Source organism: Solibacillus sp. FSL K6-4121 (assembly GCF_038002585.1).
GTDB classification, from domain to species: domain Bacteria; phylum Bacillota; class Bacilli; order Bacillales_A; family Planococcaceae; genus Solibacillus; species Solibacillus faecavium.
The window spans coordinates 780,253-795,832 of record NZ_JBBOCS010000001.1 but is presented as its reverse complement, the minus strand read 5'-3'; the positions used below and the strand labels follow the sequence as shown (position 1 = coordinate 795,832).

The window sequence follows — 15,580 nt, the reverse complement described above, 5'->3', positions numbered from 1 at the left end:
ACTGTTTTTTTATTTAGTACTAGCTTTTATTATTATACAAAGATTAGTAGAACTGCTTATAGCAAAAAGAAATGAAAAATCCATGTTGGCGAAGGGGGCATATGAGGTTGGTGCTTCCCATTATCCATTCATGATTTTACTCCACGTGAGTTTCTTTGTAAGCCTTATAGTAGAAGTAATCTACTTTACGGGACAACTTACACCACAGTATATTTTATTATTCATCTTTTTGTTACTACAATTACTAAGAGTATGGTGTTTAGCGTCTCTAGGTCCATTTTGGAACACAAAAATTATAATCTTACCTGGAGCAAATGTTGTTGTTAAAGGTCCCTATTCATATATTAGACATCCAAATTACTTAGTTGTCTGTTTGGAAATAGCTGTAATTCCTCTCATGTTCCAAGCATATTTTACAGCAATCTGTTTTACTATTTTAAATTTAATAATTCTCTCCATCCGTATTCCTTTAGAGGAAAAAGCTTTAAAAGAAGTAACAGACTATGCTTCACCATTAAACCAAAATTTAAAAAACCGGTAACAATCAAGCACTAATTCTTCACAGAATTAGTGCATTTTTAATTTTATGTCTAATTTTTTAACATCAGGGTAAATAACTTACAGATTGACTTTATTGAAGTTCAAATCTAATACTTTATCCAACAGGAGGGGTCTTTTTGAAAGCAGTAACGTACCAAGGTGCCAAAAAAGTAGAAGTAAAAGAAGTTCCTGATGCAAAAATTGAAAAGCCAGATGACATTATTGTACGTATTACCTCTACGGCAATATGCGGATCAGATCTCCATATTTATCGTGGGGCAATCCCAACGAGAGAAGATTTTGTTATTGGACATGAACCGATGGGAATCGTGGAAGAAGTCGGACCTGATGTGACGAAAGTAAAAAAAGGAGACCGGGTTGTTATCCCTTTTAATGTTGCATGCGGTGAATGCTTCTACTGCCAAAATCAGTTGGAAAGCCAATGTGACAATGCCAATGAAAATCCAGCTATTGATTCGGGTGCCTATTTTGGCTATACAGAGCGCTACGGCAATTTCCCAGGTGGACAGGCGGAATACCTCCGTGTACCGTACGGAAACTTCATACCATTTAAAGTACCAGACAACTGTGAACTAGAAGATGAGGCATTACTGTTTATATCGGATGTATTGCCGACTGCCTATTGGAGTGTAGAGCATGCAGGAGTGAAAAAGGGCGATACAGTTATTGTATTAGGTTCAGGACCGATTGGATTAATGGTACAAAAATTTGCGTGGATGAAAGGTGCGAAACGTGTATTAGTAGTAGATCCTCTTTCATATCGTCTAGACCATGCGAAAAAAACAAATAATGTTGAAATATTTAACTTTGATGATTTTGATGATGTTGGAAATCACCTTCATGAAATTACACATGGAGGAGCAGATGTAGTAATTGACTGTGTAGGAATGGATGGTAAAATGTCGCTAGTAGAGAAGGCACAGCAAAAACTGAAATTGCAAGGCGGAACATTGAGTGCGATTGATGTAGGGATAAAAGCTGTTAGAAAGTTTGGTACAATTCAGCTGACAGGTGTATATGGTTCAAAGTACAACATGTTCCCATTAGGCAATATATTTGAGCGCAATGTAACGGTGAAGATGGGCCAAGCACCTGCAATTCATTATAGTCCTATGCTGTATGAAATGGTTGCTGAAGGAAAGATTGATCCAACAGAGATTATTACGCATAAAGTGCCATTATCTGAAGCTAGTGAAGCCTATCAAAAGTTCCACGATCACGAAGATCAAAGCATTAAGTTTATATTAAAACCTTAAATAAAGCGCGCTCTAATTGATGAATCACCTAATTGTTGATATAGCAATGATTAGGTGATTTTTATATAAAAACTATATACGAGTTGATGCTCTTTTTCATAATTCCATAGTATGATGGAAGTATATTGGAAAAGGAGTGAGTAAGTTAATGAAGAAATTTTATTGGATGTTTTTTATGGCCATTTTAATGCTAGGGTTAGCTGCATGTGGTACTGAAACCACAGATAATACCGAGCAAGGAAGCGCGGAAGACTACACAGCTGCTATAACAGAAAATCCAATCGTGACAATTACGATGGAAAATGATGAAAAAATTGTTATTGAATTAGAGCCGAAAACTGCACCAAATACTGTGGCTAACTTTATTTCTCTTGTAGAAGAAGGATTTTATGATGGACTTATTTTTCATCGGGTTATTCCAGGATTTATGGTACAAGGTGGAGACCCAGACGGAACAGGTATGGGAGGCCCCGACTATTCAATTAAAGGGGAGTTTTCATCAAATGGATTTGAAAATACACTGACACATGAGCGTGGTGTTTTATCAATGGCTCGTACACAACAGCCGGATTCAGCAGGTTCTCAGTTCTTTATTATGGTTGAGGCGGCATCTCATTTAGATGGCGATTATGCATCTTTTGGTAAAGTCATTGAAGGAATGGAAGTTGTCGATAAAATCGTTGCAGTTGAGCGGGATGGTAGCGATAAACCTAAAGAAGATCAAATAATGAAAACTGTAGAAGTAGATACGAAAGGCTTTGATTATCCAGAGCCAGTTATACAAAAATAGGAAAGAAGTGACCGGTTAATTTTAGTCGGTCACTTCTTTTGAAATTTAGCGGCAGCAATTAAGTATTCAGAAGGTAATATTAATAGTTGATTGATATCATGAAATCCCTCGTTTTCTTGAAAGGCTTCTACAATTCGATAACCTATACAGTAGCCAATCCAAGGCGGTAGGTTTAAAGCCATATCTCCAAACAAATAAGCTCTATGTTCATGTAATCCCCGTATATGCAGGGCAGGAGCAAAATGGGAATTCCAATAGCTAATGGCTTCTTCCATAGAATAACGCTTCGTCCATGAACTTATAGCGTACTCCCCAAATAAGCTTTCAACTGCATGCTCCGCCAACCCTTCCATAATTACAGAATCAAGTAATGTAGGAGGTTCTGAAATGAAGCGTCGCCTACAAATGTGGTGATATTCATGCGCAAGTAAGGCATGTAGCTCCTTTATCGTAATCCTTGATGAAATAAATAAACAAATACCGAATGGGTAGGCGACGCCATTTTTTACAAAGCCATTTTTAATGGGCAAAATAGCAATGGGTACATCCGGTCCATCCCATGCAAGCATAAGTTGTTCAAGTAATCTCTCAGCGATGTGCCAAACATCTAATGTTAAGGGCAATTCGCCATTTTGAAGAAGACCTTGTTGTAACAACTCAAATTGAACAGCCTCGGGTGGTTGCTGAGGAAAAATGGACTGTACAGAGTGATAGGCAAGTTGTTCGCGTTGATCGTTTTTTTCAAATAACATTTTTGTATCGAGAATTGGCATGATGTCCTCCTTTTTCTTTTAGTGTATGACTTAGACGATAGGCTCGTATGTGCTTAAAGCCTGAACATATAGTAGAAAAAAGTATGGAAGGGAGGTACACTGATGAATCCACAAGATGCATATAATTTATGCTGTCAATATCAAGGTAAGCGGGTGAGAATATCCGATAATTGCGGAAATACTCATGTTGGCCGGATTACAAAGGTCGACAATCGACAAGTATGGATTATGCCTGATAATAATGGGTATGGTATAGGCTTTTGGGGCTTTGGGCCTGGTGCCGGCTTTGGCTATGGTATTGCATTAGGAGCAATTACTGGAATCGCATTAGCAGGACTATTCTTCATATAGAATGAAAAAAAGCTGTCTTGGATTAACTTCCAGACAGCTTTCTTTGAGGATTTTATTTGTTATTTGTGAAGAAAATGGCGATAGTGCCACGCCCAACATGTGCCCCAATGACAGCCCCGATTGTTGTCGTTTCAATTGCCTTAGGTTGTAGGGCATCTTGAATGGCAGCCTTTACTTCGTGCATTAATTCTTCATCATTACTATGTGAAATACCAACGACTTTATTTGTAAAATCGCCACCGCGATCTTTCATCAGTGCAATCATTCGTTGTGTAGCTTTTTTAAAACCACGTGTTTTTTCAAGCGGGATTAGCTTACCATCTTCCATATTTAGAATCGGTTTGATGTTTAGTAACCCACCCATAAAAGCACTTGATTTCGAAACACGCCCACCTTTTGCCAAATAATTTAAATCCCCAACAGTAAACAAATGCTCCATTGAATTTGCCATAGCTGTTAGTTGATCTACGGCTTCTTCAAATCCGATACCCAATTTATTTAAACGAACTGCCTCTTTCACAACTAAACCTAAGCCGAAGGAAGCACACTTTGTATCAATAATAGCTAATTTCAAGTTAGGATAATTTTCTAGTACTTGGTTTTTTGCGAGTATAGCTGTTTGGCATGTACCTGACAACTCTGATGAGAAGGCTAAATAGATACCTTCCTCTCCTGATTTTGCTAATTGTTCAAATGTGTTTAAAAAAACTTCCAATGAAACTTGTGATGTTTTTGGTTGTTCACCTTCACTAATGGCAGCGTATACTTGGTCTGTCGAAATGCCAATAATATCATCGTACTCAACGCCTCTTACTAATACACGTAGTGGGAAAAGATGAACATCTTCCTTATCAAAAAATGATTTAGATAAGTCCGATCCACTATCTGCAAAAATTTTCATAAAACATCCCCCTAATCTCATTCAAATTTAATTTTAACTTGAATTTCTGTATTGAACTATTTATATTTGTCATGTCTTGCTCATAATATTTATCCTATTTCTCTATTATATGCAAAGAATGATGATTAACATTCTTACAAAATATTCTAATAATTTATCCAAGCTTCGCGAGTATATAATAGAAGGAAAAGAACATTCTTAATAAATATAACTTAAAAATATTGAAAAAAATACTCTGTAATTGTTAGAAAATAAAAATAATTTATATTCCTCTAATACGTAAATTGCTTAAAAATGTTAAAACTTTTCTCGCAAATGTCAACCTTTTCATATGCGTACTTACAGCAATCTGTATATATTTTAATCTTTTCGCAATTGTGTTACACTACAATAAGGTAATAACAGATCTAGAATGAATGGACCCGCCTCCTTTTTTAGATTGTCGATAGTAAATTAGAGCGCTTACATTATTCTAAAAATCTTAATATATATAAAGGGAAGGTAAAAATGAGTAACAAGCATATAAAATCAGACGTTATCTTAATTGGTGCCGGAATTATGAGTGCAACTTTAGGTACAATGCTTAAAGAATTAGCACCAGATTGGAAAATCAAAGTATTTGAGAATTTAGCAAAAGCAGGTGAGGAGAGCTCTCACGAATTAAACAATGCCGGAACTGGGCATGCAGCTTTATGTGAGCTTAACTACACAAGCGAGAAAAAAGACGGAACAATCGATATTACAAAAGCTATTAACGTTAACACGCAATTCCAAGATTCACTACAATTTTGGTCTCATTTAGTTAACACAAAGCAAATCGAAAAACCTGAAAATTTCATTATGCCATTACCACATATGAGTATGGTACAAGGTGCTAGCAATGTTGAGTACCTTAAAAAGCGTCATGCAGCAATGACAGCTAACCCATTATTCGAAGGTATGGAGTTCTCTGATGATCCTGAAACATTAAAACAGTGGATTCCATTAATTATGAATGAACGTAAATCAAATGAGCCAATTGCTGCAACTAAAATTGACTCTGGTACGGATGTGAACTTTGGTGCGTTAACTCGTACTTTAATCGCAAACTTACAAAAACAGGATGTAGACGTAAACTACAATCATAATGTTACTGACGTTAAACGTTTAAAAGACGGTTCTTGGGAAGTAAAAGTCCATAACAAGGAAAACGGTAAAGTAGAATACCATACGTCGAAATTTGTGTTCTTAGGAGCTGGAGGCGGTAGCTTGGAGTTACTGCAAAAGTCTGGCATTCCTGAATCAAAACATATCGGTGGGTTCCCAATTTCAGGTTTATTCTTAGTTTGTAAAAACGAAGAAATTATTAATCAACACCATGCAAAAGTATACGGTAAAGCAGCAGTAGGTGCACCACCGATGTCAGTACCTCACTTAGATACTCGTTATATCGATGGTCAAAAGTCATTATTATTCGGACCGTTTGCTGGCTTCTCTCCGAAGTTCTTAAAAACAGGTTCAAATATGGACTTATTTGCTTCAATTAAACCGCATAACTTATTTACATTACTTGCTTGTGGTGTGAAAGAAATGTCGTTGAGCAAGTATTTAGTTTCTCAGTTAGTTCTTTCAAAAGAAGCACGTATGGAGGAATTACGTCAATTCATTCCTACTGCTAAGTCAGAAGACTGGGAAATCAGTGTTGCAGGTCAACGTGTTCAAGTTATTAAAGACACAGACGCTGGTAAAGGTACATTACAATTTGGTACGGAAGTAGTAACTGCACACGACGGATCAATTGCAGCTTTACTAGGTGCATCTCCAGGTGCTTCTACAGCGGTATCTGTAATGTTAAAAGTAATCAAACAATGTTTCCCAGAAGAATTAAAAACTTGGGAGCCTAAGATTAAAGAGATGATCCCTTCTTACGGGGAAAACCTTGTTGAAAATACAGCACTTCTTAAAGAAGTACATGAAACAACAACTAAAGCATTAGGTTTACAAAAAGCATAATTAATAATGAGAGAACCTTTAATCAATCAGATTAAAGGTTCTTTTTTCATTCTCGTAAATGCGCTATAGTACAAAGATAAGGGAAGGGGAGAAACACTATGCATAAGTTGGATTATGCTTCACCGATAGGGGTTATTGAGATAATCGGAACAGAACAATTTATTTCATCGGTATTATTTGTGGAAAGAGAAATTCAGTTTTTACAAAAGATTGACACACCTGCGCTATTACTAGATTGCTATAAAGAGTTAGATGAATATTTTAGCGGGCAACGTCTAGAGTTCTCTGTATTTTATAAACTTGAAGGTACAGCTTTTCAAATTTCCGTATGGGAAGCATTAAAAAACATACAATACGGTCAAACTGCTTCATATAAAGAAATTGCTCAGCAAATAGAAAATGTTAAAGCGGTACGTGCTGTCGGTATGACTAATAGCAGAAATAGGATATGTATTATCGTCCCTTGCCATAGAATTATAGGAGCAAATGGTAAGCTGACAGGATATGCAGGAGGTTTATGGCGTAAAGAATGGTTGCTGAATCATGAGTTAAAACATCAATATATTTTATCGTGATAAAATATATGGGTATAATAAGTAGTAAGATATGAGGTGAATTAATGAACGAGCAACAATATGATAAGTTATTAAATATTCAAACGGCAGGCTTTCAGTATGGGTTTCCAAAGTTAGCAAAATATCATCGCTATGAACCGACCCCATATAGTGGGCTAGAACAATTATTTGAAACATATGAAATGCCATCGAATGCTCGATTCCTCGATATTGGATGCGGGAAAGGCCGTGTCCCGATTTATATATACAATCGTTTCCGCATTCCGGTCATAGGGATTGAAATGGATCAAAAATTTTTTGCAGAAGCCGAACATAATGCCGAGCAATACTTGAAAAAAATCAAAAAGAAGAAAGCACCTATTCAATTTTTGAACATCATTGCAGAAACATATGAAATCAAAAAGCAGGATAATGTTTTTTTCTTTTTCAATCCATTTTCCATTCATGTTTTTCGCGAATTTATCAATATCCTTTTTAAGTCATTCAATTTACATCCACGAACTATTGATATAATTTTATATTACCCTTCCCCTGAATACATGCATTTTTTACTAGAAGAAAAAATGCTGGAATGTTATTTAAATATAAAACTCCGACATGAAAAAAATGAAAATGAACGAATCGTCGTTTTTCGTATTATGAACGAATAATGACGTTTTTTTATGGTCTTTAAATATACAAAATTTACAGAAAAATCACACTAGACTAATAATTTAGTATCGTATACAATACAGAAGTTGGAATAAATGAGAATTTTATTGCAATGACATCTATTCTGAATATTTAAAAATTAGATTGTAGGAACTTGGAAGATTGAGTATAATTATCTGAAATATCAAATATTTCAAGTTTACTAAGGGGGAAATAATAATGGCAAAGCACAACAAAACAAAAAAGTACGGGTCATTATTCATGGCAACAGCACTATTAACTGGACTTTTAGCAGGATGTGGAACTGATGATTCCGGTTCTTCTAGTTCAAGTGGAAGTGGCAATACAGCAGGGGAAACTATAAAAATTGGTGCAAACTTAGAATTATCCGGTGCGGTTGGTTCTTACGGGTCATCTATTAATGATGGAGCAAAATTAGCAATTGATGAAATCAATGCATCAGGTGGTATTGATGGTAAGCAAATTGAATATATTCCTATCGACAATAAATCAGAAACAGCTGAGGCAACATCTGCAGCGATTAAGCTAGCGGAGCAGGAAAAAGTAGTGGCAATGTTAGCGCCTGCAACTTCTGGTAACTCTGTTGCAACTGTGCAAATTGCAAATAACCATAAAGTTCCAATGGTTACTGGGTCAGGTACAGCTCCGAATGTAACAGTGAATGATGACGGAACAGTAAACGAATATGCATTCCGTACATGTTTCATCGATCCATTCCAAGGTACAGTAGCAGCAAACTTTGCGACAAATGAATTAGGTGCTAAAAATGTAGCAATTTTTGCGGATAATGCATCTGATTATGCGAAAGGTTTAGCTGCATCATTCAAAGAAACTATTACAGCAAACGGCGGTACAGTTGTTACTGAAGAGGCATATGTTGCAAAAGATGTAGACTTTAAATCTCAATTAACGAACATTAAAGGGAAAAATCCTGACTTCATCTTCATTCCTGGATATTACGAAGAGGTTGGAATAATCGTAAAGCAAGCACGTGAAGCAGGTATTACCGCTCCATTAATGGGCGCTGACGGTTGGGACTCTCCTAAATTAATCGAATTAGCCGGAGAGGATGCTTTAAATAATACTTTCATTACAAATCACTATTCATCTGAAGATCCAGATGCAAAAATTCAGGATTTCGTTAAAGCTTTCAATGATAAATATAGTCAGGCGCCTAATGCATTCCACGCTTTAGGTTATGATTCAATTTACTTTATCGTAGATGCTATTAAACGTGTAGATGGAGATGTTACGAGTGAAGCAGTTCAAAAACAGCTAGCATCAACGAAAGATTTAAGTTTAGTAACAGGTACTTTCACAGTTGACGAAAACCACAACCCAGTAAAATCAGCTACAGTTCTAGAATTCGTAGACGGTAAACAACAGTTCAACTCTAAAGTTAATCCTTAATTTTTTTCAAGTAAGGGGGGGCGGAACTTGCCTCCCTTTTTCGTATTTTCATAGTTAATAGTTGAAAAGGAAGTGAACTTATGGAGTGGATTCAACAATTAGTGAACGGGATTTCGCTAGGTAGTATTTATGCGCTCATCGCTTTAGGCTATACGATGGTTTACGGGATTATTAAATTAATCAACTTTGCCCATGGTGACGTTTTTATGCTAGGTGCCTTTATCGGTTTTTATGCAATTGCACGTTGGGAAATGAACATATTTTTAGCCCTTATTTTAGCAATGATTTTATGTGCCGTTATCGGAGTAATTATTGAGCGTGTCGCCTATAAACGACTGAGAAATGCGACGCGTATAGCAGCACTTATAACCGCCATTGGGGTATCGCTGTTAATTGAGTACACAGTAATTTTCTTCCGTGGATCATCTCCTGAGGCATATCCGACAGTGTTTACAACGAAGAATATTGAAATTTTTGGTGTTCAAATTAGCACACTAGCCATATTCATTTTGTCTGTATCGATCTTTTTAATGCTTCTCCTACAATTCATTGTACACAAGACGAAAATTGGAAAAGCGATGCGTGCAGTATCACATGACGCTGATGCAGCCCGCTTAATGGGTATTAACGTTGACAATACAATATCTGCAACATTCGCCATTGGTTCTGCTTTAGCAGGAGCAGCTGGTGTAATTTTTGGTATTTACTATACTCGTATCGACCCATTAATGGGGATTATGCCGGGGATTAAGGCATTTATCGCAGCCGTTTTAGGTGGTATAGGTATTATCCCAGGGGCGATGGTAGGCGGTCTTGTTCTTGGAGTAGTAGAAACCGTTGTTTCTGCACTAGGTTATTCTTTATGGCGGGATGCAGCCGCATTCGTCATCCTTATTTTAATTCTAATTTTACGTCCAGCGGGTATTTTCGGTAAAAATACACGCGAGAAAGTGTAGGTGAACAGCATGAAAAAATCAAAAATCTTTTGGGGTTATGCCGTCCTAGCACTTGTTATTTATGCAGTTGTTCAATTATTAATCTCAAATGGTGTTATTCAGAACTACTATCAAAATATGTTTATCGCAATGTGTATTAATATTATTTTAGCAGTTAGTTTACATGTCATAATCGGAGTTACAGGTCAATTTTCGATAGGGCATGCAGGATTTTTAGCAGTCGGTGCTTACATATCGGCAATTTGTACAATGAAGTTTGGCATGCCATTTATTACAGCAATTTTAATTGGTGCAATTGTTGCCGCACTGGCTGGACTATTGGTTGGAATTCCATCTCTTCGTTTAAAAGGGGACTACTTAGCCATTGCAACGCTCGGATTTGCGGAGATTATTCGAATTGTATTTGTTAATACGGACTATGTAGGAGGCGCTGCAGGTTTGCAAGTGACTCACCAATCAACGTGGACATATGCATTCTTTGGAGTATTCATAACTATTTTAGTCATTTCCAACTTCACGAATTCCCGGCATGGTCGCGCATGTATATCCATACGGGAAGATGAAATTGCTGCTGATGCAATGGGAATTAACACGACCTATTACAAAGTAGTCGCATTTGCAATTGGATCATTTTTTGCCGGCGTTGCGGGTGCAATTTACGCCCATAACTACTATATAATTCAGCCAACTGCATTTGGATTTTTAAAATCCTTTGATATTTTAATATTCGTCGTTTTAGGCGGGTTAGGAAGTTTATCAGGATCTGTAATTGCTGCGATTTTATTAACCGTCGTTTCAACGTATTTACAGGACTTCCCGGAGACACGAATGATTATTTATTCATTAATTCTAATTCTAGTTATGTTATATCGTCCGACGGGATTATTAGGTTCAAAAGAAATTACAGCATACTTTAAGTTTGGTAAAAAGGGAGGTACACGCGTATGAGTGCACTTCTAACCGTAGAGAATTTAGGTATTCAATTTGGTGGATTAAAGGCTGTACAAAACGTTGAATTGTACATGAACCAAGGTGAATTAATTGGTCTTATAGGTCCAAATGGAGCAGGGAAGACAACGACATTTAATATGCTAACCGGTGTTTATTCGCCAACAGAAGGAAAGATTATGTTTGATGGCAAATCAATAGGGGGTCTTGATCCATATAAAGTAACACGCCAAGGAATTAGTCGTACATTCCAAAATATCCGCCTATTTAAGGAGTTATCCGTCCTGGATAATGTAAAGGTGGCAAACCACGGTTTAGCGAAGCACAACTTAGTTTCAAGCATTTTCCGCTTACCAAGCCATTTTAAAGGCGAGGAGAAGATGGAAGAGGAGTCACTGGCTTTTTTAAAGATATTCGGACTGGATGTTTACCGTGATGAGCTTGCTAAAAACTTGCCGTACGGGATGCAACGTCGTTTGGAAATTGCTCGTGCATTGGCAGCAGCTCCAAAGCTATTATTATTAGATGAGCCAGCAGCTGGAATGAATGCAAAGGAAACACATGATTTAATGGAGCTTATTGCATTCATCCGCAAGGAATTTGATTTAACGATTTTATTAATCGAACATGATATGAACTTGGTTATGGGTATTTGTGAACGTATTTACGTGCTGGATCACGGTCAATTAATTGCAAACGGGACACCGGCAGAAATTCGTTCAAACCCGAAAGTAATTGAAGCTTACTTAGGTGAGGAGGTTACAGAATAATATGCTAAAAATTAATGATATTGATGTTTTCTATGGTAATATTCAGGCATTGAAAGGAATCTCCCTCGAAGTAAATGAAGGTGAAATTGTTACATTAATTGGGGCGAATGGGGCAGGGAAAAGCACTTTACTTAAAACAATTTCCGGATTACTAAAGCCAAAGCGTGGCTCAATTGAATATTTAGGTTCTGCAATTGATGGTAAGCCGGCACAATCTATTGTGAAGTCAGGAATTTCCCATGTACCGGAAGGAAGACGTGTATTTTCAAATATGTCAGTAGAGGAGAATTTGGAGCTAGGAGCTTATTTGCGTTCAGATCGAGACGGGATTAAGAAGGATATGGCTCATGTATTTGATTTGTTTCCTCGTCTTTTAGAACGTCGCAAACAGCTGTCAGGGACCCTTTCAGGTGGAGAGCAGCAAATGCTTGCGATGGGGCGCGCTTTAATGGCTAAGCCAAAACTAATCATTATGGATGAGCCTTCAATGGGCTTGGCACCACTAATGGTAAAAAATATATTTAATATTATCGAGATGGTTAATAAAGAAGGTGTTACTGTTTTACTAGTAGAACAAAATGCAAATATGGCATTATCCGTTGCGCACCGTGCCTATGTTCTGGAAACAGGTAAAATAGTGCTTGCAGGCTCTGCGAAGGAACTGCAGGAAAGTGATGAAGTAAGAGCCGCTTATTTAGGTGGATTATAAAAACAAGAAGGCTGGTTATTTAACCAGCCTTCTTTATATGTAAGTATATAAAATATTGCTACCAAATAATCGCTTCTTCATCTGGATACTTTAATGTCAGCTCTACTTCATAAAAAGATTGCTTTGATAAGCTTGTTACATCTAAAAGCTGCTGAATTAATACTTTATAAGTCTCGTCTTCTGTTAAAAGGCGCAATGCGAACGAATTTATATGTTTTTCGCGTTCTTCTTTAGACAATGAAAGATACTCCAGATTCAATATATCAACATACTGCGGGGCATACTGATGAAACAGTGGTGACTTCGTATGTAGCGTTGTTAAAAACAACATATAATGGTCCTCTGGAAAAAATGAAGAGATGGATTCGGCTACAAGTGCCTGGAACTTGCGAACTGTAGTTACCGGCATACTCCACTCCGAATCATCTATTGTTTCTTTATAAAGTGAAATGAAATCATTTAATGCAAGCGCAGAAAAAATGAGCTCAGGGACAAATAAAGGCACACTGTAATAAATATTTTTATCAGGATAAATTGTATGTATCTTCTTTAGCACATTTTTATTTATCCCATTGGCAATATAATCAATACCATGTTCACCTTTAGAAGCTTGGCGTAACTTTAAGCAAACGGCTAATAATCGCTGCCTTACACCTTCATAATGGAAATAGCGCTTTTCTTCCCCGATGACCTCATAAACTGCATGTATTAAATCATCCAAATCCCAATAGTCCCCACTTACCGTTAAACCTGTTAAATTCTCAGTTGGCTGTATTGTTAGCATAACGATGCCTCCTAGGCCTAGTAAGCAGCTCTCCCGGTTATGGGAGAGGATTACTTATTGTTTTGGTGTATAATTCAGTAATTTAAATAGTTCATTTCTTTCTTTTTCCGTTAGATCACGCCATTGTCCAACCTTTAAATTGCCAATATGAATATTCATGATACGGATGCGTTGGAGTCTTTGTACAGAATATCCCAGTGCCGAGCACATACGACGAATTTGGCGGTTTAAGCCTTGCTCCAAAATAATTTTGAAAACTTGCGAAGAAACTTTTTCAACACGGCAAGGTAATGTCGTTGTATCCAAAATTTCCACACCTGAGCTCATGTCTTTAATGAATTTGTCGGTAATCGGCTTATCGACTTGTACGACATACTCTTTTTCATGATGATTTTCTGCACGTAAAATCTCGTTTACAATGTCACCATCGTTTGTAAGAAGGAGCAATCCTTCCGAGTCTTTGTCTAAACGGCCAATATGGAAAATACGCAACGGATGATTTACAAAATCAACGACATTGCCTTGAATATGCTTTTCCGTAGTACTTGTAATGCCAACAGGCTTGTTCAGAACGATATAGACTAACTTCTCTTCTCTTTTTACAAGTTTGCCATCTACAAATACTTCGTCACCTGGCTCTACTTGGCTACCATTTGTTGCAAGGGCACCATTTATCTTTACACGTCCATCTTCTACCCATTTATCTGCACCGCGACGAGATACGATGCCGGTTTCTGCTAAATATTTATTTATACGCATAATTTTTTCACCTACTAATAGAATATCTTCAGTATACATGAAATGACTTATAAATTCGTCTCACGTCGTTTTAAATTATTCATATTAATTCAGAACTAATGATTTAAATTGTTCGAGTGGCATAGAATTTTGAACAGGAATCCGGGGTACATATAACCGAGGACTCGTTATTTTTGTTTTACCACCTTTATTTAAAAATGCTAGCGAAATATTATTTTCTATAAATGTAGCTTCATGATTTTTATTAAACTTCCCGTATGGATAGGAATAGTAATGAACTTGTATATTAGGGTCAATTTGCTTTAGTACTTCATTCGTTTGCTGGATATCGTAATGTAAATCTCGAGCTGATGTAAGCTGGAGCTGACTTCTTTTTAATGTATCATGGTAAACATGCAGCGCATAAGTATGATGCTCGATTTCAATAAGATCCATTACACTTTGAAGTTCTTTAAATCCTGCAAATTGTACTATTTTTGCCTCACTGTTAAATGGAGGAGTTTCTTCTTTTACTCGATTTCCAATGACAAAGGTAGTACCATGCATATTTTTTTCTTTTAAAATGGGATAGACCATTTTCTCCAGAGATAAATTGGCATCATCGAAAGTGAGGGCGACTGCTTTTGCAGGAAGTGCCTGCTTTTTTTGCATCCACTGGTCTACATCCTTTAATGAAATAGTCGTATAGCCTTCATTTTTCAAAAATGCCATTTGCTGTTCAAAGTCTCCAATATCAACAACAGAGATATTCTTACGAAAATTGGATTTTTGAATGTTTTCCACAAAGTGGTGATAAATCAAAATTGGAACACCATCGTCAACCTGCATGTTTTTAATAGGAATATATCCAAGCTTTCCACCAATAACAACCTCATAAAAATAGCCTTTTACGCCATTGGAGCTAATACGTGTATTAGCGCTTAATGTAGCAATTTGTCTACTACTATTGCGATGGGAATTATAAACGGGCGTGGGGTCATCGGTTAAAATCTGTATTTTATTATTGTTTTGCGCAGGAGTAATTTTTTCATTTATGCTTCTCGCATCTTGTTTATCGATATGAACCTTTGCATTGCCAATTTCGATCATCCAGTTTCGGTCCTCTAAAGTAGCGAGGTATGTTTCGCCTTTGTTTAAAGTAATGTACTTTACTTCTTGGTTATTATGCAAATAAAAATAGGCCGTTGTATCCTTTTCTATTTTTACTGTTTCTTGTGCCGAAGCGTATGTAACATTTGGAAAGATAAATGATAAAAACAATAAAATAAAAAGTGTACTAAAATATTTCATTTGTCTACTTCCTTTTGGTTAATAGTAATAATTACCAGTATAGCAGAATATTTAAAATAAAATATTCTTAAAATTGTAGTCTA

17 protein-coding genes are annotated in these 15,580 nt (G+C 36.6%); 12 read left to right on the top strand and 5 right to left on the bottom strand.

The annotated features are described in order from the left end of the window. Position 1: 1 nt before the first annotated feature. The 3 genes from MHH95_RS04100 to MHH95_RS04090 all read left to right on the top strand — a co-directional run bounded on the left by MHH95_RS04100 (position 2) and on the right by MHH95_RS04090 (position 2,607). Entirely contained in the window at positions 2-541 is a 540-nt protein-coding gene (locus MHH95_RS04100; RefSeq protein WP_445682999.1) for an isoprenylcysteine carboxyl methyltransferase family protein, read from the top strand. A gap of 136 nt (positions 542-677) precedes the next feature. Further along, positions 678-1,817: a zinc-dependent alcohol dehydrogenase gene (locus tag MHH95_RS04095; RefSeq protein ID WP_340726521.1), complete on the top strand. Its 1,140-nt coding sequence runs from the start codon at positions 678-680 to the stop codon at positions 1,815-1,817. A gap of 148 nt (positions 1,818-1,965) precedes the next feature. Then, complete coding sequence (locus MHH95_RS04090; protein WP_340726520.1) at positions 1,966-2,607, top strand: peptidylprolyl isomerase; 642 nt, start codon at positions 1,966-1,968, stop codon at positions 2,605-2,607. A 29-nt stretch (positions 2,608-2,636) separates the two neighbouring features. Here the strand turns inward: MHH95_RS04090 and MHH95_RS04085 are convergent, their stop codons facing one another. Continuing rightward, on the bottom strand, positions 2,637-3,380 hold the full coding sequence (locus tag MHH95_RS04085) for a DUF2268 domain-containing protein (RefSeq protein WP_340726519.1): 744 nt from the start codon (positions 3,378-3,380) through the stop codon (positions 2,637-2,639). Between the two features lie 102 nt (positions 3,381-3,482). On the opposite strand from MHH95_RS04085, the gene MHH95_RS04080 reads away from it, so the two are divergent. Next, the gene (locus tag MHH95_RS04080; RefSeq protein WP_191701101.1) at positions 3,483-3,731 is read left to right on the top strand and encodes a hypothetical protein; all 249 of its coding nucleotides are present in this window, start codon (positions 3,483-3,485) and stop codon (positions 3,729-3,731) included. A 52-nt stretch (positions 3,732-3,783) separates the two neighbouring features. Here the strand turns inward: MHH95_RS04080 and MHH95_RS04075 are convergent, their stop codons facing one another. Further along, complete coding sequence (locus MHH95_RS04075; RefSeq protein ID WP_339214559.1) at positions 3,784-4,632, bottom strand: DegV family protein; 849 nt, start codon at positions 4,630-4,632, stop codon at positions 3,784-3,786. A 486-nt stretch (positions 4,633-5,118) separates the two neighbouring features. Here MHH95_RS04075 and MHH95_RS04070 point away from each other — a divergent pair, with 486 nt between their 5' ends. From MHH95_RS04070 to MHH95_RS04035, 8 genes are all read left to right on the top strand, one after another. Further along, complete coding sequence (locus MHH95_RS04070; RefSeq protein ID WP_340727301.1) at positions 5,119-6,624, top strand: malate:quinone oxidoreductase; 1,506 nt, start codon at positions 5,119-5,121, stop codon at positions 6,622-6,624. A gap of 98 nt (positions 6,625-6,722) precedes the next feature. Next, a complete protein-coding gene (locus MHH95_RS04065) occupies positions 6,723-7,199 on the top strand; it encodes a methylated-DNA--[protein]-cysteine S-methyltransferase (protein ID WP_340726518.1) in 477 nt (158 codons plus the stop codon). Positions 7,200-7,243: 44 nt separating this feature from the next. Beyond that, on the top strand, positions 7,244-7,849 hold the full coding sequence (locus MHH95_RS04060) for a class I SAM-dependent methyltransferase (protein ID WP_340726517.1): 606 nt from the start codon (positions 7,244-7,246) through the stop codon (positions 7,847-7,849). A 220-nt stretch (positions 7,850-8,069) separates the two neighbouring features. Next, complete coding sequence (locus tag MHH95_RS04055; RefSeq protein ID WP_340726516.1) at positions 8,070-9,281, top strand: ABC transporter substrate-binding protein; 1,212 nt, start codon at positions 8,070-8,072, stop codon at positions 9,279-9,281. 80 nt (positions 9,282-9,361) lie between these two features. After that, positions 9,362-10,237 carry a branched-chain amino acid ABC transporter permease gene (locus tag MHH95_RS04050; RefSeq protein WP_339214551.1) on the top strand — a complete coding sequence of 292 codons (876 nt, stop codon included), beginning with the start codon at positions 9,362-9,364 and terminating at the stop codon, positions 10,235-10,237. A gap of 9 nt (positions 10,238-10,246) precedes the next feature. Beyond that, on the top strand, positions 10,247-11,185 hold the full coding sequence (locus MHH95_RS04045) for a branched-chain amino acid ABC transporter permease (protein ID WP_191701108.1): 939 nt from the start codon (positions 10,247-10,249) through the stop codon (positions 11,183-11,185). Beyond that, positions 11,182-11,955, top strand: a complete 774-nt coding sequence (locus MHH95_RS04040; protein WP_191701109.1) for an ABC transporter ATP-binding protein — start codon at positions 11,182-11,184, stop codon at positions 11,953-11,955. The genes MHH95_RS04045 and MHH95_RS04040 overlap by 4 nt, the downstream gene beginning before the upstream one ends. A gap of 1 nt (position 11,956) precedes the next feature. Continuing rightward, entirely contained in the window at positions 11,957-12,664 is a 708-nt protein-coding gene (locus MHH95_RS04035; RefSeq protein ID WP_340726515.1) for an ABC transporter ATP-binding protein, read from the top strand. Between the two features lie 58 nt (positions 12,665-12,722). On the opposite strand, the gene MHH95_RS04030 is transcribed toward MHH95_RS04035, so the two are convergent. The 3 genes from MHH95_RS04030 to MHH95_RS04020 form a co-directional block, all read right to left on the bottom strand. Next, on the bottom strand, positions 12,723-13,448 hold the full coding sequence (locus MHH95_RS04030; protein WP_340726514.1) for a DUF6904 family protein: 726 nt from the start codon (positions 13,446-13,448) through the stop codon (positions 12,723-12,725). Positions 13,449-13,502: 54 nt separating this feature from the next. Next, on the bottom strand, positions 13,503-14,207 hold the full coding sequence (gene rluF / locus MHH95_RS04025) for a 23S rRNA pseudouridine(2604) synthase RluF (RefSeq protein ID WP_340727300.1): 705 nt from the start codon (positions 14,205-14,207) through the stop codon (positions 13,503-13,505). Positions 14,208-14,291: 84 nt separating this feature from the next. Further along, on the bottom strand, positions 14,292-15,497 hold the full coding sequence (locus tag MHH95_RS04020) for a polysaccharide deacetylase family protein (RefSeq protein ID WP_340726513.1): 1,206 nt from the start codon (positions 15,495-15,497) through the stop codon (positions 14,292-14,294). Positions 15,498-15,580 lie beyond the last annotated feature (83 nt).

What these genes read in the sequence shown, in the direction of transcription:
- MHH95_RS04090 (WP_340726520.1), top strand. Translation starts at nt 1,966, where the DNA reads ATGAAGAAATTTTATTGGATGTTTTTTATGGCCATTTTAATGCTAGGG.
- MHH95_RS04085 (WP_340726519.1), bottom strand. Translation starts at nt 3,380, where the DNA reads ATGCCAATTCTCGATACAAAAATGTTATTTGAAAAAAACGATCAACGC.
- MHH95_RS04080 (WP_191701101.1), top strand. Translation starts at nt 3,483, where the DNA reads ATGAATCCACAAGATGCATATAATTTATGCTGTCAATATCAAGGTAAG.
- MHH95_RS04075 (WP_339214559.1), bottom strand. Translation starts at nt 4,632, where the DNA reads ATGAAAATTTTTGCAGATAGTGGATCGGACTTATCTAAATCATTTTTT.
- MHH95_RS04065 (WP_340726518.1), top strand. Translation starts at nt 6,723, where the DNA reads ATGCATAAGTTGGATTATGCTTCACCGATAGGGGTTATTGAGATAATC.
- MHH95_RS04060 (WP_340726517.1), top strand. Translation starts at nt 7,244, where the DNA reads ATGAACGAGCAACAATATGATAAGTTATTAAATATTCAAACGGCAGGC.
- MHH95_RS04055 (WP_340726516.1), top strand. Translation starts at nt 8,070, where the DNA reads ATGGCAAAGCACAACAAAACAAAAAAGTACGGGTCATTATTCATGGCA.
- MHH95_RS04050 (WP_339214551.1), top strand. Translation starts at nt 9,362, where the DNA reads ATGGAGTGGATTCAACAATTAGTGAACGGGATTTCGCTAGGTAGTATT.
- MHH95_RS04045 (WP_191701108.1), top strand. Translation starts at nt 10,247, where the DNA reads ATGAAAAAATCAAAAATCTTTTGGGGTTATGCCGTCCTAGCACTTGTT.
- MHH95_RS04040 (WP_191701109.1), top strand. Translation starts at nt 11,182, where the DNA reads ATGAGTGCACTTCTAACCGTAGAGAATTTAGGTATTCAATTTGGTGGA.
- MHH95_RS04035 (WP_340726515.1), top strand. Translation starts at nt 11,957, where the DNA reads ATGCTAAAAATTAATGATATTGATGTTTTCTATGGTAATATTCAGGCA.
- MHH95_RS04030 (WP_340726514.1), bottom strand. Translation starts at nt 13,448, where the DNA reads ATGCTAACAATACAGCCAACTGAGAATTTAACAGGTTTAACGGTAAGT.
- rluF (WP_340727300.1), bottom strand. Translation starts at nt 14,207, where the DNA reads ATGCGTATAAATAAATATTTAGCAGAAACCGGCATCGTATCTCGTCGC.
- MHH95_RS04020 (WP_340726513.1), bottom strand. Translation starts at nt 15,497, where the DNA reads ATGAAATATTTTAGTACACTTTTTATTTTATTGTTTTTATCATTTATC.